This is a genomic window from Streptomyces sp. NPDC102441, from assembly GCF_044765585.1.
Lineage (GTDB): Bacteria > Actinomycetota > Actinomycetes > Streptomycetales > Streptomycetaceae > Streptomyces.
In genome coordinates this window covers 1-18,744 of sequence record NZ_JBIWKH010000026.1, presented here as the reverse complement: position 1 = coordinate 18,744, position 18,744 = coordinate 1, and the positions used below count along the sequence as shown (strand labels likewise).

The 18,744-nt window shown below is 70.8% G+C and carries 22 protein-coding genes; 8 read left to right on the top strand and 14 right to left on the bottom strand.

Annotated elements, in window-relative coordinates; all coding sequences use genetic code 11:
* Nucleotides 1-3: 3 nt before the first annotated feature.
* The gene (gene msrA, locus ACIREO_RS38005; protein WP_404119178.1) at nt 4-708 is read left to right on the top strand and encodes a peptide-methionine (S)-S-oxide reductase MsrA; all 705 of its coding nucleotides are present in this window, start codon (nt 4-6) and stop codon (nt 706-708) included.
* Nucleotides 709-800: 92 nt separating this feature from the next.
* Here msrA and ACIREO_RS38000 read toward each other — a convergent pair whose 3' ends face one another.
* Nucleotides 801-1,148, bottom strand: coding sequence for a helix-turn-helix domain-containing protein (locus tag ACIREO_RS38000; RefSeq protein WP_404119176.1), 348 nt, complete (start codon nt 1,146-1,148; stop codon nt 801-803).
* A 152-nt stretch (nt 1,149-1,300) separates the two neighbouring features.
* Here ACIREO_RS38000 and ACIREO_RS37995 point away from each other — a divergent pair, with 152 nt between their 5' ends.
* Complete coding sequence (locus tag ACIREO_RS37995) at nt 1,301-1,684, top strand: YrdB family protein (protein ID WP_404119173.1); 384 nt, start codon at nt 1,301-1,303, stop codon at nt 1,682-1,684.
* Between the two features lie 22 nt (nt 1,685-1,706).
* Here the strand turns inward: ACIREO_RS37995 and ACIREO_RS37990 are convergent, their stop codons facing one another.
* The 7 genes from ACIREO_RS37990 to ACIREO_RS37960 form a co-directional block, all read right to left on the bottom strand.
* Complete coding sequence (locus ACIREO_RS37990) at nt 1,707-1,976, bottom strand: type II toxin-antitoxin system RelE/ParE family toxin (protein ID WP_404119170.1); 270 nt, start codon at nt 1,974-1,976, stop codon at nt 1,707-1,709.
* Nucleotides 1,973-2,233 carry a type II toxin-antitoxin system Phd/YefM family antitoxin gene (locus ACIREO_RS37985; RefSeq protein WP_404119167.1) on the bottom strand — a complete coding sequence of 87 codons (261 nt, stop codon included), beginning with the start codon at nt 2,231-2,233 and terminating at the stop codon, nt 1,973-1,975. Before ACIREO_RS37985 ends, ACIREO_RS37990 begins: the two co-directional genes overlap by 4 nt.
* 92 nt (nt 2,234-2,325) lie before the next feature.
* Nucleotides 2,326-3,705, bottom strand: coding sequence for an NADP-specific glutamate dehydrogenase (gene gdhA / locus ACIREO_RS37980; RefSeq protein ID WP_404119165.1), 1,380 nt, complete (start codon nt 3,703-3,705; stop codon nt 2,326-2,328).
* Nucleotides 3,706-3,999: 294 nt separating this feature from the next.
* Nucleotides 4,000-4,683, bottom strand: coding sequence for an ABC transporter ATP-binding protein (locus tag ACIREO_RS37975; RefSeq protein ID WP_404119162.1), 684 nt, complete (start codon nt 4,681-4,683; stop codon nt 4,000-4,002).
* A 230-nt stretch (nt 4,684-4,913) separates the two neighbouring features.
* Nucleotides 4,914-6,401, bottom strand: coding sequence for an ABC transporter permease (locus ACIREO_RS37970; RefSeq protein ID WP_404119160.1), 1,488 nt, complete (start codon nt 6,399-6,401; stop codon nt 4,914-4,916).
* 170 nt (nt 6,402-6,571) lie between these two features.
* Nucleotides 6,572-7,837, bottom strand: coding sequence for an Ig-like domain-containing protein (locus tag ACIREO_RS37965; protein WP_404119158.1), 1,266 nt, complete (start codon nt 7,835-7,837; stop codon nt 6,572-6,574).
* Between the two features lie 181 nt (nt 7,838-8,018).
* A complete protein-coding gene (locus ACIREO_RS37960) occupies nt 8,019-8,420 on the bottom strand; it encodes a hypothetical protein (RefSeq protein WP_404119155.1) in 402 nt (133 codons plus the stop codon).
* Nucleotides 8,421-8,591: 171 nt separating this feature from the next.
* On the opposite strand from ACIREO_RS37960, the gene ACIREO_RS37955 reads away from it, so the two are divergent.
* On the top strand, nt 8,592-8,900 hold the full coding sequence (locus ACIREO_RS37955; protein WP_404119152.1) for a hypothetical protein: 309 nt from the start codon (nt 8,592-8,594) through the stop codon (nt 8,898-8,900).
* A 55-nt stretch (nt 8,901-8,955) separates the two neighbouring features.
* On the opposite strand, the gene hutH is transcribed toward ACIREO_RS37955, so the two are convergent.
* From hutH to ACIREO_RS37930, 5 genes are all read right to left on the bottom strand, one after another.
* Nucleotides 8,956-10,542, bottom strand: coding sequence for a histidine ammonia-lyase (gene hutH / locus ACIREO_RS37950; protein WP_404119151.1), 1,587 nt, complete (start codon nt 10,540-10,542; stop codon nt 8,956-8,958).
* Between the two features lie 58 nt (nt 10,543-10,600).
* Nucleotides 10,601-11,764 carry a diguanylate cyclase domain-containing protein gene (locus tag ACIREO_RS37945; RefSeq protein WP_404119149.1) on the bottom strand — a complete coding sequence of 388 codons (1,164 nt, stop codon included), beginning with the start codon at nt 11,762-11,764 and terminating at the stop codon, nt 10,601-10,603.
* An 86-nt stretch (nt 11,765-11,850) separates the two neighbouring features.
* Nucleotides 11,851-12,663, bottom strand: a complete 813-nt coding sequence (locus ACIREO_RS37940) for an enoyl-CoA hydratase/isomerase family protein (protein WP_404119146.1) — start codon at nt 12,661-12,663, stop codon at nt 11,851-11,853.
* Between the two features lie 83 nt (nt 12,664-12,746).
* On the bottom strand, nt 12,747-13,934 hold the full coding sequence (locus tag ACIREO_RS37935) for an adenylate/guanylate cyclase domain-containing protein (RefSeq protein ID WP_404119144.1): 1,188 nt from the start codon (nt 13,932-13,934) through the stop codon (nt 12,747-12,749).
* A 153-nt stretch (nt 13,935-14,087) separates the two neighbouring features.
* A complete protein-coding gene (locus tag ACIREO_RS37930; RefSeq protein WP_404119142.1) occupies nt 14,088-14,957 on the bottom strand; it encodes a biotin--[acetyl-CoA-carboxylase] ligase in 870 nt (289 codons plus the stop codon).
* Nucleotides 14,958-15,131: 174 nt separating this feature from the next.
* Here ACIREO_RS37930 and ACIREO_RS37925 point away from each other — a divergent pair, with 174 nt between their 5' ends.
* The 4 genes from ACIREO_RS37925 (at nt 15,132) to ACIREO_RS37910 (ending at nt 17,774) form a co-directional block, all read left to right on the top strand.
* Nucleotides 15,132-16,712, top strand: a complete 1,581-nt coding sequence (locus ACIREO_RS37925) for an acyl-CoA carboxylase subunit beta (RefSeq protein ID WP_404119140.1) — start codon at nt 15,132-15,134, stop codon at nt 16,710-16,712.
* A gap of 15 nt (nt 16,713-16,727) precedes the next feature.
* Nucleotides 16,728-16,934 carry an acyl-CoA carboxylase epsilon subunit gene (locus tag ACIREO_RS37920; protein WP_391771257.1) on the top strand — a complete coding sequence of 69 codons (207 nt, stop codon included), beginning with the start codon at nt 16,728-16,730 and terminating at the stop codon, nt 16,932-16,934.
* A gap of 70 nt (nt 16,935-17,004) precedes the next feature.
* Entirely contained in the window at nt 17,005-17,133 is a 129-nt protein-coding gene (gene mmpB, locus ACIREO_RS37915) for a morphogenic membrane protein MmpB (protein ID WP_099174806.1), read from the top strand.
* 29 nt (nt 17,134-17,162) lie between these two features.
* Nucleotides 17,163-17,774 carry a nucleoside triphosphate pyrophosphatase gene (locus ACIREO_RS37910; protein WP_404119137.1) on the top strand — a complete coding sequence of 204 codons (612 nt, stop codon included), beginning with the start codon at nt 17,163-17,165 and terminating at the stop codon, nt 17,772-17,774.
* A 46-nt stretch (nt 17,775-17,820) separates the two neighbouring features.
* On the opposite strand, the gene ACIREO_RS37905 is transcribed toward ACIREO_RS37910, so the two are convergent.
* On the bottom strand, nt 17,821-18,258 hold the full coding sequence (locus ACIREO_RS37905) for a hypothetical protein (RefSeq protein ID WP_404119134.1): 438 nt from the start codon (nt 18,256-18,258) through the stop codon (nt 17,821-17,823).
* A gap of 382 nt (nt 18,259-18,640) precedes the next feature.
* Between ACIREO_RS37905 and ACIREO_RS37900 the strand changes: the two genes are divergently transcribed.
* Nucleotides 18,641-18,744, top strand: a 104-nt coding sequence (locus ACIREO_RS37900) for a biotin carboxylase N-terminal domain-containing protein (protein WP_184742946.1), incomplete at its 3' end; no start/stop codon positions are given.

Below are 18,744 nucleotides of genomic sequence, written 5' to 3'. Positions count from 1 at the left end.
CGCATGTTCCTGACCCACCGCACCCCGCAGCTCCCCACCCCGGAGGAGGCCCTGCGCGGTCGCCCCACCCCCGAATTCACGGTGCCGTCCCGCCACACGGTCCTCGGCAACCCGCTGACCGGCCCGTATCCGCAGGGCCTGGAGGTCGCGGACTTCGCGCTGGGCTGTTTCTGGGGCGCCGAGCGCAAGTTCTGGCAGACGGAGGGTGTCTGGACGACGCTCGTGGGCTACCAGGGCGGCTCCACCGAGAATCCCTCGTACGAGGAGACCTGCTCCGGTCTGACCGGCCACACGGAGGCGGTCCGCGTCGTCTTCGACCCGGAGGTCGTGAGCTACGCGGATCTGCTCAAGCTCTTCTGGGAGTCCCACAACCCGACCCAGGGCTTCCGCCAGGGCAACGACGTGGGTACGCAGTACCGCTCCGCCCTCTACACCCACTCCCCCGAGCAGGCGGAGGCCGCTGCCGCGTCCCGCGAGGCGTACCAGCAGGTGCTGACGGGCGCGGGCTTCAAGGAGATCACCACGGAGATCCTCCCGGCACAGGGCCGCACCTTCTGGCCTGCGGAGGGGTATCACCAGCAGTACCTGGACAAGAACCCCGCCGGCTACTGCGGCATCGGCGGCACGGGCGCCACCCTGGAGTCCCCCTCGGAGACCAACTGGGGCCGCTCCTGCCCGACGGGCATCGCCCCGGCGCCCGGCGTGTGAGCCGGGACATCGCGGAGTTACGTGGGCCCCGTGCCCGGCAGCTGCCGGGCACGGGGCCCACGTCGTAGTTCGTCGCGCCGTCCAGCCCGCTCTCAGGCCGCCAGCCGCACCTCGCCCATCGGAGCCCGGGCGGGCGCGGTCCGGCTGTGCCGGGCGAGGTCCCGCTGGGCCAGGGACAGCACATCGGCGAGCCCGAGCCCGAGCGAGCGGGCCGCCGCCGCGAGCACCTCGGACGAGGCCTCCTTGCGGCCGCGCTCGATCTCGGAGAGGTAGGGCACGGAGATCCTGGCGTCCTCGGCCACGTCCTTGAGCGTCCGCTCCTGGGCCGTGCGCTCTCGGCGCAGGACGTCACCGACGACGTCCCGCCAGAGAGCCTCCTTGGGGGCGGGAGCGGGACGCAGGGGGATTACGCGGGCGTGGTTCGGCGCGTGGCTGCTCATCGCCCCAGCCTAGGAGCGGTACGCCCGGCGCGGGAGGGGAAAACCTTCCGCGCCGGGCGGATCTGCCGTCGGCAGAACGGCGGTTGCCGCTACGAGTCACGTCGGGAGCGTGCATCCTGACGGGACGTCCGCAGAAGAGGAGCCCGGAACCGATGACGGCGAGCGAAGACCACAGACATCTCACCGCCCTGCGCGGCCGGCCCTGGGTCGCCGCGAACGAGGTGCTCGCTTTTGTACTGGAAATGGTCGCGATCGGCGCTCTCGCCTGGTGGGGCTTCACGGCTCCGGAGGGCGTGGCGGCGTCGGTGGCCCTGGGAGTCGGCGTACCGGCGGCGGCCGTCGTGCTGTGGGGCCTGTTCGCGGCGCCCCGCGCCCGGTTCCCGCTGCCGCTCGCGGGCGTGCTGGCGGTGAAGACCGTGGTCCTCGGCGGCGGCGCGGCGGCGGTGTACGGGACGGGCCACCCGGTGGCGGCCGTGGTCCTCACCGTGGTGCTGGTGGCGAACACGGGCTGCGCGGAGTACTACCGGCGCGGTTAGCGCCCCCTGCGGTGTTCCGCCGTCAGAACCCGCGGTACACGTCGCTCCTGTGACCGAGATGGACGACGAGGATGACCAGAACCTCGCCCTGCACCTCGTACACCACACGGAAGTCTCCCGCGCGCACGCGGTACAGGCCGTCATGTCCGGTCAGCTTCTTCACGTCCGCGTCCTCCCGCCATGGGTCGTCGCCGAGAGGCGTGATGGCGGTCAGAACACGGAGGGCGTCCTGCCGGCCGATCGAGCGGAGCTGACGCTGGGCGTGAGCGGTGAAACGAAAGGCGTACTTCACGCGGCCGGGCTCCCGCCCTCGAACAGGTCCGCGAGGAGTTCGGCCATGCCGACCGTCGGGTCCTGGCGGTGTGCCTCGGCTTCGCGCGCGGCCAGCTCGTCGGCCGCCGCATCCAGTGCGTCGAGCACCTCTATGGGCACGAGTGCGGCGACCCGCTTGCCGTTGCGGGTCACGACAGTGGTCTGCCCGGCCTCGGCCCTGTCGATGACCTCGGCCAGGTGGGTACGAGCCTCACGTACGGTCACGGTGTCAGCCATACGAAAAGTGTACACACGGTTGTGTACACCCCGCCCGTCCTCGCAGGGCCCGGGGCTCGCCGCCCCGGGTCCCCTGCGAGCAGCCGGCAGGGTCAGATCAGCCCCTGCGCCAGCATCGCGTCCGCGACGAGCTCGAAGCCCGCGATGTTGGCGCCCACCACGTAGTTGCCCGGGCTGCCGTACTTCTCGGCCGTCGTGTGGCAGGAGTCGTGGATGTGGCGCATGATCTCCGCCAGCCGCTCCTCGGTGTGGGTGAAGGTCCAGGAGTCACGGGAGGCGTTCTGCTGCATCTCCAGGGCGCTGGTGGCCACTCCGCCCGCGTTGGCCGCCTTGCCGGGGGCGAAGGCGACGCCCGCGTCCTGGAAGACGTGGACGGCGTCGGGCGTGGTGGGCATGTTGGCGCCTTCGGCGACCGCCTTGACCCCGTTGCGTACGAGGGTCAGCGCGTCGGCCTCGTGGAGTTCGTTCTGGGTGGCGCAGGGCAGGGCCACGTCCACCGGGACGTTCCAGACGCCCGTGCCCTCGACGTACCGCACATGGTCGCCGCGCCGCTCGGCGTACTCGGAGATCCGGCCTCGGCCGTTCTCCTTGATCTCCTTGAGCAGCGCGAGGTCGATGCCCTTCTCGTCGACGACGTAGCCGCCCGAGTCGGAGCAGGTCACGACGGTCGCACCGAGCTGCTGGGCCTTCTCGATGGCGTAGATGGCCACGTTGCCGGAGCCGGACACCGCGATGCGCTGGCCTTCGAGGGACTCGCCGCGCACCCGCAGCATCTCGGCGGTGAAGAGGACACAGCCGTAGCCGGTGGCCTCGGTGCGTGCCTGGGCGCCGCCCCAGCCGAGGCCCTTCCCGGTGAGCACGCCCGACTCGTAGCGGTTGGTGATCCGCTTGTACTGCCCGAAGAGGTAGCCGATCTCCCGGCCGCCGACGCCGATGTCACCGGCGGGGACGTCGGTGTACTCGCCGAGGTGGCGGTGGAGTTCCGTCATGAACGACTGGCAGAACCGCATGACCTCGGCGTCGGACCGTCCCTTGGGGTCGAAGTCCGCGCCGCCCTTGCCGCCGCCGATCGGCATGCCGGTGAGAGCGTTCTTGAAGATCTGCTCGAAGCCGAGGAACTTCACGATGCCGAGGTTGACGGAGGGGTGGAAGCGCAGTCCGCCCTTGTACGGGCCGAGCGAGCTGGAGAACTCGACGCGGAAGCCGCGGTTGACGTGGATGTCGCCGGCGTCGTCCGACCACGGCACCCGGAAGATGAGCTGCCGCTCGGGCTCGCAGACGCGCTCGATGATGCGGGCGTCGACGAACTCCGGGCGCTGCGCCAGCACGGGGCCCAGGGTTTCGAGGACCTCGCGCACCGCCTGGTGAAACTCGCCCTCGCCCTGGTTGCGCCGCAGAATCTCCGCGTAGAGGGGCTCGATGACACGGTTCTCGGCGGTGCGCGGGGTGGAGGAGTCGGAGCTGGCCGGCATCTGATCAAGACCTTCCGTGGGTGGGCTCTTGCGCGTCGGCGCTCTCTGTCCCCGGAGGGCGCCACCGGCCCGTGGGGACCGTTGCACCCGGCAAGTCTCGCAGCGCTGCCCGGCCCCGCCCTGTCGACATCCACATAGTGGCCACTGCCGTTCGCCCCGGTACGGGCGTTTCTGCACCCGTACACCCGCTCCCGCCGGAGCGGAGGGGCCGTGCGGCGCCCGCTCCTCGGGGCCGCCGGGGTGGCGAACCTCACAGCCGGAGGAAGACGGCCGTGAGGTCCGCGGCGCCGCGGATCAGGCCGTCGCGTTCTCCGTCACGGTGACCTTCCCCTTGCGGATGGTGGCCACCCGGGGTGCCTTGCGGGCCAGGGAGCTGTCATGGGTGACCATCACGAAGGTCAGCCCGTGCTCCTTCCACAGCCCCTCGAGCAGCTCCATGATCTCGTCACGCATGGACTCGTCGAGATTGCCGGTCGGTTCGTCGGCGAGCAGCACCTTCGGTCGCTTCACCAGCGCACGGGCGATGGCGACGCGCTGCTGCTGGCCGCCGGACATCTCGCTCGGCAGGTGGGTGGGCCGGTCACCGAGGCCCACCGACTCCAGGGCTTCCGCCGCGCGTTCGCGGCGGGCCTTCGCGCCGAGGCCGAGGGGGACGAGGGCGGTCTCGACGTTCTCCTGGGCGGTGAGCGTCGGGATCAGGTTGAAGCTCTGGAAGACGAATCCGATGGACTCGGCGCGGACCTTGGTGAGCCGGGACTCGGGGAGCTTGGCGAGGTCGACACCGTCGAGTTCGATGGTGCCCGAGGTGGGCCGGTCGAGACCGCCGAGCATCTGGAGGAGGGTGGACTTGCCCCCGCCGGTGGGGCCCTGGATGACGAGCCTTCCGCCGTCCTCGATGGTCAGATCGACACCGGCGAGCGCGTCGACGGGATTCTTGCCGCGCATGTAGCGCTTGGTGACGCCCTTGAGCTGGTACACGTGTGGACTCCTGCTGTACGTACGAGGGAAGAGGTCCAGGGTCTTTCGTCTGGATCAGGCTGGATCAGGGAGCGGGGTCTGGTGGTGGGGGCACCTCCCACGCCGTTCAGGCTGTGGGGGAGCATCGCAAGGCGGAGGAAGGCGACAGGGCGGAGCCCTGGCAACTGACGACAACGCCGCGAGGTGCGGTGCCAGGGCGCGCGAGCCCAGCATGATCCGAACGAGAGGCCCTAGGCGACGCGGCGCAGCGCGTCGGCCGGGCGCAGCCGGGAGGCGCGCCAGCCGCCGAAGGCCCCGGCGATCAGTCCGCCCGCCACCGCGAGGGCGACGGCGAGGAGGATCGTGGTGAGGGAGACCGGTGCGGTGAGCGCGATGTCCAGGGTCTTGGACGCGGTCTGACGGCCGGGGCCGCCGCCGCCCATCGGGCCGCCGCCACCCGTACCGCCACCGCCCATGCCGCCTCCGCCGCCGCCCGTGGAGCCGAGCTGGGCGGAGAGGGTGGGGCTGATGGCGGTCACGACGTAGGCGCCGGCGACGCCGACGGCGATCCCCAGGACGCCGCCCATGAGGCCGTTGACGAGGGCTTCACCGATGACCTGGCGGGTGACGCGTCCGCTCTTCCAGCCGAGTGCCTTGAGGGTGCCGAACTCCCGCACGCGACGGCTGACAGCGGAGGAGGTCAGCAGGCCCGCGACGAGGAAGGCGGCGATCAGGACCGCGATGGAGAGCCACTTGCCGACGCTGGAGGCCAGGTCGGAGGCGGTGGAGAGGGAGCCGGAGACCGTGTCGGCGAGGTCGGCGGACGTGGTGACCGTTGTGCCGGAGACGTTCTTCTGGATGGCGGCCTTGACGGTGTCGATCTTCTGCGAGTCGGCGGCCTGGACATAGACCGTGGTGACCTTGTCCTTGGAGTCGGCGACGGTCTGCGCCTGCTTCAGCGGGATGTAGACATTGGCGGCGGCGTCACCGCTGTCCGCCGTGGAGACGCCCACGATCGTGTACTCGGTGCCGGAGATGGTGACGGTCTTGTCGACCGCGAGCTCCTTCTCCTTGGCGTAGGCGGAGTCGACTATCGCGACCTTGGCGTCCGTCTCGGCCGCCTTGAACGTACGGCCCTTGGTGATCTCGGAGGAGGTCAGGGGGCCGAGGTCCTGCTGGGTGACGTCGGTGCCGTACACGGTGAAGGAGTTGACGTCGAAGGATGCTCCGCCGCCCTGCACCTCACCCTGCGGCTGGCCGCCACCGCCAACCTGGCCACCGCCGCGTCCGCCGCCCTCGCCCGTGCTCTCGTCCTGCTTGAACTCGCCACGCTTGAACTGGCCGTCGACCTTCATGACCGTCAGGCTCAGCCCGCCGACGGCGTCCGCGACGCCGTCCTGCTTGCCGACCTTGTCGACGGTGCTGGACGCCAGCGTCTGGAAGCCCTGGACCATGACGCGGTCCGTGCTCTGGGTGGCGTCCTCGTCCTCCTTGGCGTCGAAGTTGAACTTGGGCCGCTCGGTGCCGCCGGAACCCTGGGCCGCCGCGGCCTTGGTCACCGTCATGTCCGTGCCCAGGCCGTACAGCGACTGGAGGACCTTGTCCTGGGCCTTGCTCATGCCCGAGGAGACCGAGCTGACGATGATGACCAGCGCAATGCCGAGGGCGAGCCCCGAGGCGACGACGAGCGCCGCCTTTCTGCGGCGGCGCAGCTCGCGCCGGAGGTAGGTGAAGAACATGGCGTGAAGGTATGGACCGGTTGTGATGAGGAGTTAAGTCTGCGATGAGAGCTGGATGAGAACACTGCCGGCGCGCACACACGTCCTCGGCGCGCACACGCCGAAGGCGGCGGCGCCCGGAAGGATCCGGGTGCCGCCGCCTTCGGAGGGGAAGAGACGCGGTCAGGAGGTCAGGCGGCGTCCGCCGTCCACTCCGACCAGCTCATGTTCCAGCCGTTGAGGCCGTTGTCCGGGGAGATGGTCTTGTCCGGGGAGTTCTTGACGATGACCACGTCGCCGACGATCGAGCTGTTGTACAGCCAGGCGGCGGGCGTGTTGGCGTCGTCCGCACCCTGGGCGTCGGACAGGCCGACACAGCCGTGGCTGGTGTTCGCGCTGCCGAAGATCGACTTGGCGCCCCAGTAGTTGCCGTGGATGAAGGTGCCCGACGTGGACAGCCGCATGGCGTGCGGCACGTCCTTGATGTCGTACTCGCCCTTGCCGTCGTCGTCCGTGAAGCCGACCGTCGAACCGTCCATACGGGTCTCCTTGAACTTCTCGGAGATCACCATCTGGCCGTTGTACGTCGGGTTGTCGGAGGAACCGGCGGAGATCGGGATGGTCTTGACCGTCTTGCCGTCCCGGGTGACCGTCATGGTGTGGGCCTTGGCGTCCACGGTCGAGACCTGGTTGCGGCCGACCTTGAAGGTCACCGTCTTCTGCTGCACACCGACGACGCCGTCGGCGCCCTCGACGCCGTCCAGGGCCAGCTTCAGCGTGACGGTGGAGCCGCCCTGCCAGTAGTCCTCGGGACGCAGGTCGAGGCGCTGGTTGTTGAACCAGTGGCCGACGACTTCCTGGCCGCTGCTGGACGTCACCTTGATGCCGTCCTGGACGGCCTTCTTGTTGGTGATCGCCTTGTTGAAGTTGATCGAGACGGGCATGCCGACGCCGACGGTGGAGCCGTCCTCGGGGGTGAAGTTCCCGATGAAGCTGTTCTCGGGCGAGACCGTGGTGAAGGAGCTGTTGCCGTGCGCCTCACGGTCCTTGGAGTCCGCCGCAGTGGCACTGATCTTGTACGTCGTCGAGCGCTCGAGCTGACCGGCGGGCTTCCAGCTGGAGCCGTCGGACGCGAGGGTGCCCTCGACGGTTTCGCCGTCAGCCGTGGTCATGGTGACCTCGGTCAGCTTGCCCTTGGCGACGGTGACCATCGCGGCGGTGTTGATGCTCGCGTTGGTCGCGCCGTTCTTCGGCGCGATCGTTATCTGCGCCTCGGAGGCGTCCTTGGCTGCCGCCTCGTCCACCTGCGCCTGTGACGTCTTCGAGCCGTCGGCGCCCGCGCCCGAGTTTCCGCCGTCGTCGTTGCACGCTGAAAGCACCAGCACGCCGCCGAGCAGTGCGGACGCGGCCATGAGGCCCCTGCGCCGCTTGCTGTCCGTCATCACACGCTTCTCCATCGTTGCCGATTCCCCAAGATCCCCGGACAGGGTCGCCCGACGACGATCCCCCGTCAATGTTCCAAGAACACCGTGGCCGGGTCTTCCGTTCCACATCCGCTGCGGATGTGGGGAACAACACTCATCGACGCACCCGGGGCCACGGTGGTTCCCGTCACCTTCGAGGAGTGCCTGGCGGGCGTCAGCGTTCCGTATTCCCGCCGCCTTCTTCGTCGTCCGTCTCATTGTCCTCGATCCCGTAGTACGCCTCGTCCCCGTCCTCTCCGGCGGCCCAGTCCTCGGCGTCGGGGTCGTAGTCGATCGTCTCGCTGCTCCAGGAGGCCTGGGCGAGCTCGACACCCGGCACCTGGCTGACCAGATCGAACGGGTCGATCAGCGAGGCGAGGGCCTCCGCTGCGTCTTCCCTGACCGTCTCCTCGGCATGCGTACGCTCCTCGGCCGACTCGTCGGCGGAGACGCCGGAGGCGGTGAAATCGGCGGCGATGCTCTCCAGCGCCGTTCCGGTCAGGGCGTCCGCGTCACTGATCTCCAGGACCATCTCCACACGAAGCCGAACAAATGAGGTTGTCTCCGAAGCACTCATACGCCGGAGCGTAAGGCTCCCGGGACCTGTGGCTTTCCACCGACCCGCTGCTTTGCTTAGCATCGGCCCACGGGGCTAAGGCCTTTCGTTTGGATCAGGCCGGATCCCGCGAGCCCGGCATGATCCAAACGAAAGGCCTCAACTGATGGCTGTCGCAAGGGGATCGATTCTGTGTCCATCGCTCGTCGCACGCTGCTGACCACCACAGCGGCAGGCACCCTGCTCTGTGCTCTCTGGTTCGTCCCCTCCGCCAACGCGACCGACGAAGCAGTCACACGGAGCGCTTCCACCGGTTCGTCCACCGAGGCCCGGCAGGCCTCCGCCACAGGGGAGTTCATCGCCGGGGACACGCTCGCCGACACCGGGGCGGGCGTCGACACGACTCCCTACCTGATCGGCGGCACGGTCTCCCTGAGCCTGGGCGCGGGGTTCGTCGTGTACTCGGTGCGCCGGGGCGGCACGTTGCGCACCGGCTTCTGAGGCACGTGAGGGCTGCCGCGCCCTGCGGGGTGCGGCAGCCCTCACGCGTACGGTCTCAGGCCAGCGGGCCGGTCACCGCCTCCACGGCCGCGACCAGCTTGCCCTCCCGTACGAAGGCGTCGGCGGCGGCCAGGTCCGGGGCGAGGAAACGGTCGGGGCCCGGCCCCTGGACCCCTGCGGCCCGCAGTGCCCCGATGACGGCCTGCGAGGCGGGTGCGGGGGTCAGCCCCTCGGCGGCACGCAGCTCGACGGCGCGCGTGGCGGCGTACAGCTCGACGGCCACGATCCGCGCGAGGCCGGTGACGGCGGTACGCAGCTTCCGTGCGGCCGACCAGCCCATGGAGACATGGTCCTCCTGCATCGCGGAGGACGGGATCGAGTCGACGGACGCCGGTACGGCGAGCCGCTTCAGCTCACTGACCAGGGCGGCCTGCGTGTACTGGGCGATCATCAGGCCCGAGTCCACCCCGGCGTCGTCGGCGAGGAACGGCGGCAGCCCGTGCGAGCGGTTCTTGTCCAGCAGCCGGTCCGTGCGGCGCTCGGTGATCGAACCGAGGTCGGCGGCGACGATCGCCAGGAAGTCGAGGACGTACGCGACGGGCGCGCCGTGGAAGTTGCCGTTGGACTCCACCCGCCCTCCCCCACTCTCGGCTCCGCTCGAGCGGGAGGTGCCCCCAGGGAGGACGACCGGGTTGTCCACGGCCGAGGCCAGCTCGCGGCCGGCGACGAGCGCCCCGTGCGTGAGGGTGTCCCGCCCGGCGCCGTTGACCTGGGGCGCGCAGCGCACGGAGTAGGCGTCCTGGACCCGGGGCGCGTCGTCCTGGTGGTGGCCGGTCAGGCCCGACCCGGCGAGGACCCGCAGCATGTTGTCGGCGGAGGCTCCCTGCCCGGGGTGCGGGCGGATCGCGTGGAGCTCGGGGGCGAGGACCCTCTCCGTGCCGAGGAGCGCCTCCAGTGAGAGCGCGGCGGTGATGTCCGCGCTGGTGTAGAGGTTCTTCAGGTCCGCCAGGGCCATCACGAGCATGCCCAGCATGCCGTCGGTGCCGTTGAGGAGGGCGAGGCCCTCCTTCTCGCGCAGCTCGACGGGGCTGATGCCGTGCGCCGCGAGGAGTTCACCGGCCGGCCGCACGACGCCGTCGGGGCCCTCCGCGTCGCCCTCCCCCATCAGGGTCAGGGCGCAGTGCGAGAGCGGGGCGAGATCACCGGAGCAGCCGAGCGAACCGTATTCGTGGACGACGGGGGTGATGCCCGCGTTGAGCACGTCGGCCATGGTCTGCGCGACCTCGGGCCGTACGCCGGTGTGGCCGGAGGCGAGCGTCTTCAGCCGCAGGAACATCAGCGCGCGGACGACCTCACGCTCGACGTGGGGGCCCATGCCCGCCGCGTGTGAGCGGACGATGTTGCGCTGCAACTGCGCCCGCAGACCGGGGCTGATGTGCCGGCTGGCCAGGGCTCCGAAGCCGGTGGAGACGCCGTAGACCGGCTCGGGCCTGGCGGCGAGGGCCTCGACGATCTCCCGTGCGGCGGAGAGCGCCTCGACGGCGGCGGCGGAGAGCTCGACCCGGGCGCCCTGGCGGGCCACGGCGACGACGTCCTCGGCGGTGGTACCGGACGTCCCCACCACGACTGTATGCATATCCATATTCAGAAGCGTACGTACTGAAACTCATCATGTCACCAGTGGTCGCCCGGCTGACCCCTTACCGATCGCCGCCGGGCGGATTGCCTCGCAGCCTGCGGCGGTCGTGAGGGGACCTGGGCGGGGAGTCGGCGAGCCGGATCACGTCACCGTCGCGACCGGCGACCACCGGCCTCCGGGAGTGCGCGGCCTTCGCCTGGTACTGCGCCGCGTCCGCCAGCCGGAAGAGCCGGCGCGCCGACGGGACCGGGCCGATGTCGTCACCGGTGGACGCGACCCCGCAGGCGACCCCGTCGCCGAGCTCCAGGGCCACGGCCCGCGCGCAGAGCTCCTCGGAGACCCGGACCACGTCGTCCGCCGAGGGGCCCACGGTCAGCAGACAGAACTCGTCCCCGCCCAGGCGCGCGGCCAGCGCGTCGGGGAGCATCGCGCCGCAGAGCGAGAGCACCGAGCCGAAACGTTCCAGCAGGCGATCGCCGACCGCGTGGCCATGCGTGTCGTTGACCGCCTTGAGGCCGTTCAGATCGCACACGACCAGGCTGACCACGATGTCCTCCGCGCGATGCCGGTCCACCGCCTCGTCCAGGTGGAGATCGACGGCCCTGCGGTTGGCGAGGCCGGTCAGCGGGTCCGTGAAGGCCAGCTTGCGGACCTCCTCCAGCCGCTCGGTCTGCGCGATGCCCGCGGCGACGACGGCGGCCAGCACGGTCGCGAAGTCCGCGTCGTCCCGGTCGAACACCGGAGCCCCTGCCGGACGGGCCACATACAGCTCCCCCCAGGCCCGCCCGTGCAGCACGATCGGCGCCACCACACAGCAGCCCCGCCCACGCCGGCGCAGCGCGGCGACCCGCTGGTGGCAGTACGGACGTGCGCCCCGGGCCGGCGCGCCGGTGGCCGGCGCGCCGTCGGCGGTCTCCACCCAGGCGTCGGGCTCACCGCCGCCCGCCCAGCGCTCGTGCAGGAACTCGGTGATCTCCGGGAACTGGTGCACGGGATAGGCCTCGCCCTCGGGGAACTCCTCCTCCCCCTCGGCCCGCTCCCCCGCGTTCACCAGTACGCGCAGCCTGCCCTGGTCCCGCTCCCACACGGAGAGGGCGGCGAAGCTGCCCGCCAGCGCCTCGCACGCCCCCACCGCCGCTGCGCGCCAGGACTCGCGCGGGGTGTAGGCCGCCGCCATCGTCTGTGCCAGCGCAACCACGGCGCGCAGCCGCGCATCATCGCCCATCGCACCAGCTTAGGGAGGTTTGTCACGATTTGATCAGTTGGCGGCGCTGATGATCTTCAGATGGCTCCCGGCTCGGCCGGCCGGGCTCACTCGCCGGGCCAGCTGGGCTTCCGCTTCTCGTTGAACGCGGCGACACCCTCGGCCCGGTCCCCGGAGAAGGCCACGGACCGCCAGGCGGCGTCCTCCACCTCCAGGCCGGCCCGCAGGTCAAGCCCGTGCCCCAGCCGCAGGGCCCGCTTGGCCGCCCGGAGCCCCACCGGTGAGTTCGCCGCGATGCGGCCGCCGAGGGCCAGCGCCTCGTCCCGGTCCCGGCCGGCCTCGACCAGCTCGTCGACCAGCCCCAGCTCGCGGGCCTCGGCCGCCTCCACCCGGCGGGCGGTGAAGACCAGCTCGGCGGCGCGCGCCGCGCCGACCCGGCGGGGCAGCAGCTGCGTACCGCCGCCGCCCGGGATGACGCCGACGGACACCTCGGGCAGACCGACCACGGCCGTGCGGTCTGCCACGATCACATCGCAGGCCAGCGCGAGCTCGAAGCCGCCGCCGAGGGCGAAGCCGTGCACGGCGGCGACGACCGGCATCGGGAGCTCCAGCACGCCGATGTAGGCGGCCCTGGCCGTGGGCCGCTGCCGCACGAGCTCGGCGTCGGTGAGGGAGTTCCGCTCCTTGAGGTCCGCGCCCACACAGAAGGCCCGCTCGTTGCTGGAGGTGAGCACCGTCGCCCGCACCCCCTGATCGGCACCGAGCGCGGCGCAGGCCTCGGCGATGGAGCGCGCCATCGCGGTGCTCACGGCGTTCATGGCCTTGGGCCGGTCGAGCACCAGCTCGGCGACGTGGTCCTGGCCCTCGTGCCGCCGTACGACGACGAACTCCCCGAACCTCTGCTCCGACGTGACAACCATGACTCTGCACCCCTCCGGTTAACGAGCGTTACCGGGATCCTAGGCGTGGGGGTCCACCCTGCACGGCGCGGGCCCGGCGCTCGTCAGGACGACGCCTTGCCCCGCCGGGCCAGCAGCCACGGCTCCACCACGCCCAGCCCGCGCACCGGCCGCTGCCACATCGGCTGCAGCCCGAAGCGGTACGCCGGCGGCGGCTCCTCGTCCGTGCGGTGGTTCTCCTTCTCCGTCAGCCGGGCCCGCTCGGCCGCCGCGGCGGCCTCCTCGGCCTCGGAGGCGGGGGCGTCGCCGTTCCTGATCAGTTCCGCGGCGAACGCGCCGTCGACCAGCACGGCGTCCTTCGGCGCTATCGACGTGAGCCGGCTGGCCAGGTTCACCGTCGTACCGAACACGTCGCCCATGCGCGTGGTGACCGTGCCGAACGCGATGCCGACCCGCAGCGAGGGCATCGTGGTGTCCTGGGCCATCGCCTCGACCAGCCGGAGCGCTATCTCGCCCGCCGTGCCCGCGTCGTCCGCGGCGAAGAGGACCTCGTCGCCCAGGGTCTTGATGAGCCGTCCGCCGTGCGCGGCGACGAGGTCGGCCGAGGTGGTCTCGAAGGCCTCGACCAGCTCGCCGAGCTCCTCCTCCTCCAGCCGCCGGGTCAGCCGGGTGAAGCCGACGAGGTCCGCGAAGCCGACGGCGAGCCGCCGGTCGACCATCTCCTCGTCGTCCCCGGTCTGCACGACCCGGCCCGTGGCGGCGGCCAGCTGGCGCCGCCAGACGTACACCAGGAACTCCTGCAGCTCAGGCAGGAGCAGCTCGATCAGCGGATACGTGACCTCGGTGCGGGTCATGCCGGGCTCGGGGGGCTCGGTCAGGCCCGCCAGGAACGAGTCGATCTGCCACTCCGCGAGCCGAGCGGTGGTCTGCCCGGTCGACCTGGCCACCTGGATCGCCATCGGTTCGCTGAGCAGCCCTGCCTCCACGAGACCGGCGAGGCGCCGCAGCGCCAGGACGTCGGCCTCGGTCAGCGCCTTGGCCTGCCCGATGTCCGCGAAGCCCATCGCCCGCCAGAACCGGGATGCCAGGTCCATGGAGACCCCGGCCGTCCTGGCCGCCTGGAACGGCGTGTAGCGGCGGTCGGCCCCCAGGATCAGGGCCTCCAGCCGGATCGCCAGCGGGTCGTCAGTCGGTTCTGCCGTGTGGTCGACCTCGTGATGCGGTGTCGAGTGGACGGACGGTCCCGACGAGGGCTCCGCGCCGTCGTCGGAGTTCGTGTCGTCGACGGTCACCGGCCGCCTCCTGCCCGTTCCCTGCGCACTGCCCTGCCGATCTGTCGCTGGATCGCCTCAACGATACGGCAGGTGTGCCCTGGCTCACGTCTCCGGTGGCCCTGTTCCGCGTCCGGCAAAGGTTGACATCACCCGTACGTGCGGGGCGCCCGGTCAGGTGAGCCCGCCTTCCTCCCCGCGCAGGTGGACGATGTCGCCGGCCGATACGGGCTCCTGGAGACCGTCGCCCGTGGCCAGCACGAGCCGTCCGTCGCCGTCGATCGCGACGGCCTCCCCGACGAGGGACCGGTCGCCGGGCAGCTCGGCCCGCACCGTCCGGTCGAGCGTGGCGCAGCCCGCCGCGTAGGCGGCCTGGAGCCCGCTGTCGGCGGCGTCACCGTTGGCGTCGCGCCAGCGTCCGTACCACTGCTCCAGTGACCGCAGGACGGCCCGCAGCAAGGTCTCGCGGTCGGTGGAGACGGCTCCGGCGAGCGCCAGTGAACCGGCGTGCGGGGCGGGCAGCTCGGCCGCGCGCAGCGACACGTTGAGGCCGATGCCGACGACGACACCGTCCCCGGCGCGTTCGGCGAGGATGCCGCCGGTCTTGCGTTCCGTACCGCCGATGGTCACCAGCAGGTCGTTGGGCCATTTCAGTGCCATGTCCACGCCCGCCGACTGTGTGAGGCCCGTGGCGGCCGCGACACCGGCCAGCAGCGGCAGCCAGCCCCACCGCTCGGCGGGCACGTCGCCGGGGGTGAGGTAGACGGAGAAGAAGAGGCCCGAGCGGGGCGGCGCCGTCCAGCTCCGGTCGAGGCGTCCGCGGCCCGCGGTCTGCTCCTCGGCGACCAGCACCGTGCCTTCGGCAAGACCTCCGCCGGCGGCCCGTGCCGCGAGGTCGGAGTTGGTGGATCCGGTCGCATCGACGATGTCGAGCGAGGTCCACAGGCCGTCGGGCTTCAGCAGCCCGCGGCGCAGCGCCGAGACGTTCAGGGGCGGCCTGTCGAGGTCCGACCAACGGTTGTGCGGCGCATCGGAAGGTGTCATGCAACCCACATTAGGTGTGGCCAACGACGCACTGCCGAACCGTATCCGCGCCGATACGCTACGGGGCAGTAGCAACACCAGCCGACGAGCAGGTAGCCGTCGAGCACGCATGGGTCCAGCACTTTACTGGATGTAACCAGCCGTCCCCGTGACCAGGCAGGGAGCCGCCACCCGATGTCCGAGCCGCAGAGCGACATCCACACCACCGCGGGCAAGATCGCGGACCTGCAGCGCCGTATCGAAGAGGCCACACACGCAGGTTCCGCACGTGCCGTCGAAAAGCAGCACGCGAAGGGCAAGTTGACCGCCCGGGAGCGCGTCGATCTCCTGCTCGACGAAGGTTCCTTCGTGGAGCTCGACGAGTTCGCACGGCACCGGTCCACCAATTTCGGCATCGAGAAGAACCGCCCCTACGGGGACGGCGTCGTCACCGGTTACGGCACGGTCGACGGCCGCCCCGTCTGCGTGTACTCGCAGGACTTCACGATTTTCGGCGGCTCGCTCGGCGAGGTCTACGGCGAGAAGATCGTCAAGGTCATGGACTTCGCGATGAAGACCGGCTGCCCGGTGATCGGCATCAACGACGGCGGCGGCGCCCGCATCCAGGAGGGTGTGGCCGCTCTCGGGCTGTTCGCCGAGATCTTCCGCCGCAACGTGCACGCCTCGGGTGTCGTCCCGCAGATCTCCGTGATCGTCGGCCCGTGCGCGGGCGGCGCGGTCTACTCCCCCGCGATCACCGACTTCACGGTCATGGTCGACCAGACCTCGCACATGTTCATCACCGGTCCCGACGTCATCAAGACGGTCACAGGTGAGGACGTCGGCTTCGAGGAGCTGGGCGGCGCCCGCACGCACAACACCACGTCCGGCGTCGCCCATCACATGGCGGGCGACGAGAAGGACGCCATCGAGTACGTGAAGTCGCTGCTGTCCTACCTCCCGTCGAACAACCTCTCCGAGGCCCCGGCCTTCCCGGAGGAGGCCGACCTGGAGACCACGGACGAGGACCGCGAACTCGACAGCCTCATCCCGGACTCGGCGAACCAGCCGTACGACATGCACACCACCATCGAGCACGTCCTCGACGACGGCGAGTTCCTGGAGACCCAGGCCCTGTTCGCGCCGAACATGCTCACCGGTTTCGGGCGCGTCGAGGGTTATCCGGTCGGCATCGTCGCCAACCAGCCGATGCAGTTCGCCGGCTGTCTGGACATCAACGCGAGCGAGAAGGCCGCACGCTTCGTCCGTACGTGCGACGCGTTCAACGTGCCGGTCCTCACCTTCGTCGACGTTCCCGGCTTCCTGCCGGGTGTCGACCAGGAGTACGGCGGCATCATCCGGCGCGGCGCCAAGCTGATCTACGCCTACGCGGAGGCGACCGTCCCGCTGATCACGGTGATCACCCGCAAGGCGTTCGGCGGCGCGTACGACGTCATGGGCTCCAAGCACCTGGGCGCCGACCTGAACCTGGCCTGGCCGACCGCGCAGATCGCGGTGATGGGCGCGCAGGGCGCGGTGAACATCCTGCACCGGCGCACGATCGCCGCCGCCGAGGATCAGGACGCCACCCGGGCCGAGCTCATGGCCGACTACGAGGACGCGCTCCTCAATCCGTACGTCGCGGCCGAGCGCGGCTACGTCGACGCGGTCATCATGCCGTCCGACACCCGGGCACACCTCGTGAAGGGGCTGCGCCAGCTCCGTACGAAGCGTGAGTCGCTGCCCCCGAAGAAGCACGGCAACATCCCCCTCTAACCACCGGGAGCCACCATGATCAAGGTCGTACGGGGCAATCCGACCCCGGAGGAGCTGGCCGCGGCCCTCGCCGTGGTCCGGGCGCGCGCGGCGGCGGTGGCCGCCGTGCCGTCCGGCGCTCCGCTGCCGCCCGAGCAGTGGTCGGACCCGGGGCGGATCGCGCGCCGGGGCGCACTCCGGCCCGGGCCCCGCTCGTGGGCACGGACGTACTGGCCCTCCTGACGGCGGGCCCTGCGGCGCTTGAGTACGCGTACTCAGGCGCCGCAGCCGTCTCCGGAGCACCATCGGATCCATGCTGTGGTCCGACCCCGAGAACAAGCCTCCGAAGGAACTGCGCGACGCCCAGGACATGATGCGCCGCGCGGGTCTGCTGCTCGCGCTGGCCATGGTCGTGGCGATGTTCGTCCTGGGTACCCGCTGAGGGTCTTCCCGCGTCCCGCCCCGCCTACGATGAGCGGTATGACTGCTCAGCGCCGCCTCGTGCTCGCCTCCGCGTCCCCCGCCCGTCTCGGTCTCCTGCGGCAGGCCGGTCTCGCGCCCGAGGTGATCGTCAGCGGTGTGGACGAGGACGCGCTGACCGCCCCGACGCCGGGTGAGCTCGCGCTCGTCCTGGCCGAGGCGAAGGCCGCCGCGGTGGCGGCCCGCCCCGAGGCGTCGGGCGCGCTCGTCATCGGCTGCGACTCGGTGCTGGAGCTGGACGGCGAGGCGCTCGGCAAGCCCGCCGACAGCGAGGAGGCGACCGCCCGCTGGAAGTCCATGCGCGGCCGTTCCGGCGTCCTGCAGACGGGGCACAGCGTCATCGACACGGCCACCGGCCGTACGGTGTCCGCGACCGCGTCCACCGTCGTCAGGTTCGGTGAGCCGACGGACGCCGAGGTGGCGGCCTACGTCGCCTCGGGCGAGCCCCTCCACGTCGCCGGGGCGTTCACCCTGGACGGGCGCTCCGCGCCGTTCGTCGAGGGGATCGAGGGCAGCCACGGCAACGTCATCGGGCTCTCGCTGCCGCTCCTGCGCACGCTCCTCGGCGAACTGGGCATCTCCGTCACCGACTTGTGGGTCTGAGCGGATCCTGCGGGGTGACACCGGCTCCGGAGCGGATCCTGCGGGGTCACGCCGGCTCCGGAGCCGCTCCCGCACCGCTCTCCACCGCTTCCGGCTCACGCCGGTCGAAGGCCACCAGGGTCAGCACGATCAGCGCCAGGACGGCCATCAGGAAGGCGAAGGCCGCCCAGCCGATCAGTCCCACCGCCAGGGCGCCCAGCACCCCGTGGACGACCGCGCAGGCGATGAGGGTGATCCGGCCGAGGCGGCCCGGGGAGCGGTCGCGTATCCCGGCCAGCAGCGGTATCAGCCCGCAGAGCACCAGCAGGACCCCGGAGACACCGCCCATCACCCACGTGCCGGTGACCATGGCGTCGGGGTCCATCCCGGCCAGAGACATGCGCTGGTTGCCGGCGACCGTCGCGAGGACGCCGTTGAGGAGCACGATGCCCACGGCTTCCACGAACAGAACGACCGCGGTCACGAAGGCCACTGGTCTGCGCACCACCGCTCCCACCCCCTGTTACCTGTAGTACGTCCGGTACAGCGCGGACCCTACTAACCGGTAACGCTGCGGACAAGGGGTAGCGCACGCCTCGTGCGCCCCCGGGCGCCGCCCCCGGGCGGTGGCAAAGATTCCCTCGTCCGTTCGTAGGGAGTCCACAAAGAAACGCCGCGTGGCGTTAACCCTACGAACAGAGACCTGGGCCACACTTCGTGGCTACTGTGCGGTTGAGGATCGCGGCGTACCGTGGTGCGACAAGGAATTTCGCCACTCGAGCAAGCCTCGAATCACACTCCGTGTGGGCAAGTTCACTACTGGGGACGGGTCGTACGGCCGTGTTGGTAGTCCCTAAACTCAGCTTGTTCTCAAGGAGGGAGTCATCGTGCGCAAGGTGCTCATCGCCAACCGTGGTGAAATCGCTGTTCGTGTTGCTCGGGCTTGCCGGGATGCCGGGATCGGGAGCGTAGCCGTCTACGCGGATCCGGA

Bases quoted from the DNA above. Each gene is read 5' to 3' on its own strand.
- ACIREO_RS37940 (WP_404119146.1), bottom strand. From the start codon at position 12,663: ATGGTTGTCACGTCGGAGCAGAGGTTCGGGGAGTTCGTCGTCGTACGG.
- ACIREO_RS37960 (WP_404119155.1), bottom strand. From the start codon at position 8,420: ATGAGTGCTTCGGAGACAACCTCATTTGTTCGGCTTCGTGTGGAGATG.
- hutH (WP_404119151.1), bottom strand. From the start codon at position 10,542: ATGGATATGCATACAGTCGTGGTGGGGACGTCCGGTACCACCGCCGAG.
- msrA (WP_404119178.1), top strand. From the start codon at position 4: ATGTTCCTGACCCACCGCACCCCGCAGCTCCCCACCCCGGAGGAGGCC.
- ACIREO_RS37910 (WP_404119137.1), top strand. From the start codon at position 17,163: ATGAGCGGTATGACTGCTCAGCGCCGCCTCGTGCTCGCCTCCGCGTCC.
- ACIREO_RS37995 (WP_404119173.1), top strand. From the start codon at position 1,301: ATGACGGCGAGCGAAGACCACAGACATCTCACCGCCCTGCGCGGCCGG.
- gdhA (WP_404119165.1), bottom strand. From the start codon at position 3,705: ATGCCGGCCAGCTCCGACTCCTCCACCCCGCGCACCGCCGAGAACCGT.
- ACIREO_RS37920 (WP_391771257.1), top strand. From the start codon at position 16,728: ATGATCAAGGTCGTACGGGGCAATCCGACCCCGGAGGAGCTGGCCGCG.
- ACIREO_RS37925 (WP_404119140.1), top strand. From the start codon at position 15,132: ATGTCCGAGCCGCAGAGCGACATCCACACCACCGCGGGCAAGATCGCG.
- ACIREO_RS37945 (WP_404119149.1), bottom strand. From the start codon at position 11,764: ATGGGCGATGATGCGCGGCTGCGCGCCGTGGTTGCGCTGGCACAGACG.
- ACIREO_RS37970 (WP_404119160.1), bottom strand. From the start codon at position 6,401: ATGTTCTTCACCTACCTCCGGCGCGAGCTGCGCCGCCGCAGAAAGGCG.
- ACIREO_RS38000 (WP_404119176.1), bottom strand. From the start codon at position 1,148: ATGAGCAGCCACGCGCCGAACCACGCCCGCGTAATCCCCCTGCGTCCC.
- mmpB (WP_099174806.1), top strand. From the start codon at position 17,005: ATGCTGTGGTCCGACCCCGAGAACAAGCCTCCGAAGGAACTGCGCGAC.
- ACIREO_RS37985 (WP_404119167.1), bottom strand. From the start codon at position 2,233: ATGGCTGACACCGTGACCGTACGTGAGGCTCGTACCCACCTGGCCGAG.
- ACIREO_RS37965 (WP_404119158.1), bottom strand. From the start codon at position 7,837: ATGGAGAAGCGTGTGATGACGGACAGCAAGCGGCGCAGGGGCCTCATG.
- ACIREO_RS37930 (WP_404119142.1), bottom strand. From the start codon at position 14,957: ATGACACCTTCCGATGCGCCGCACAACCGTTGGTCGGACCTCGACAGG.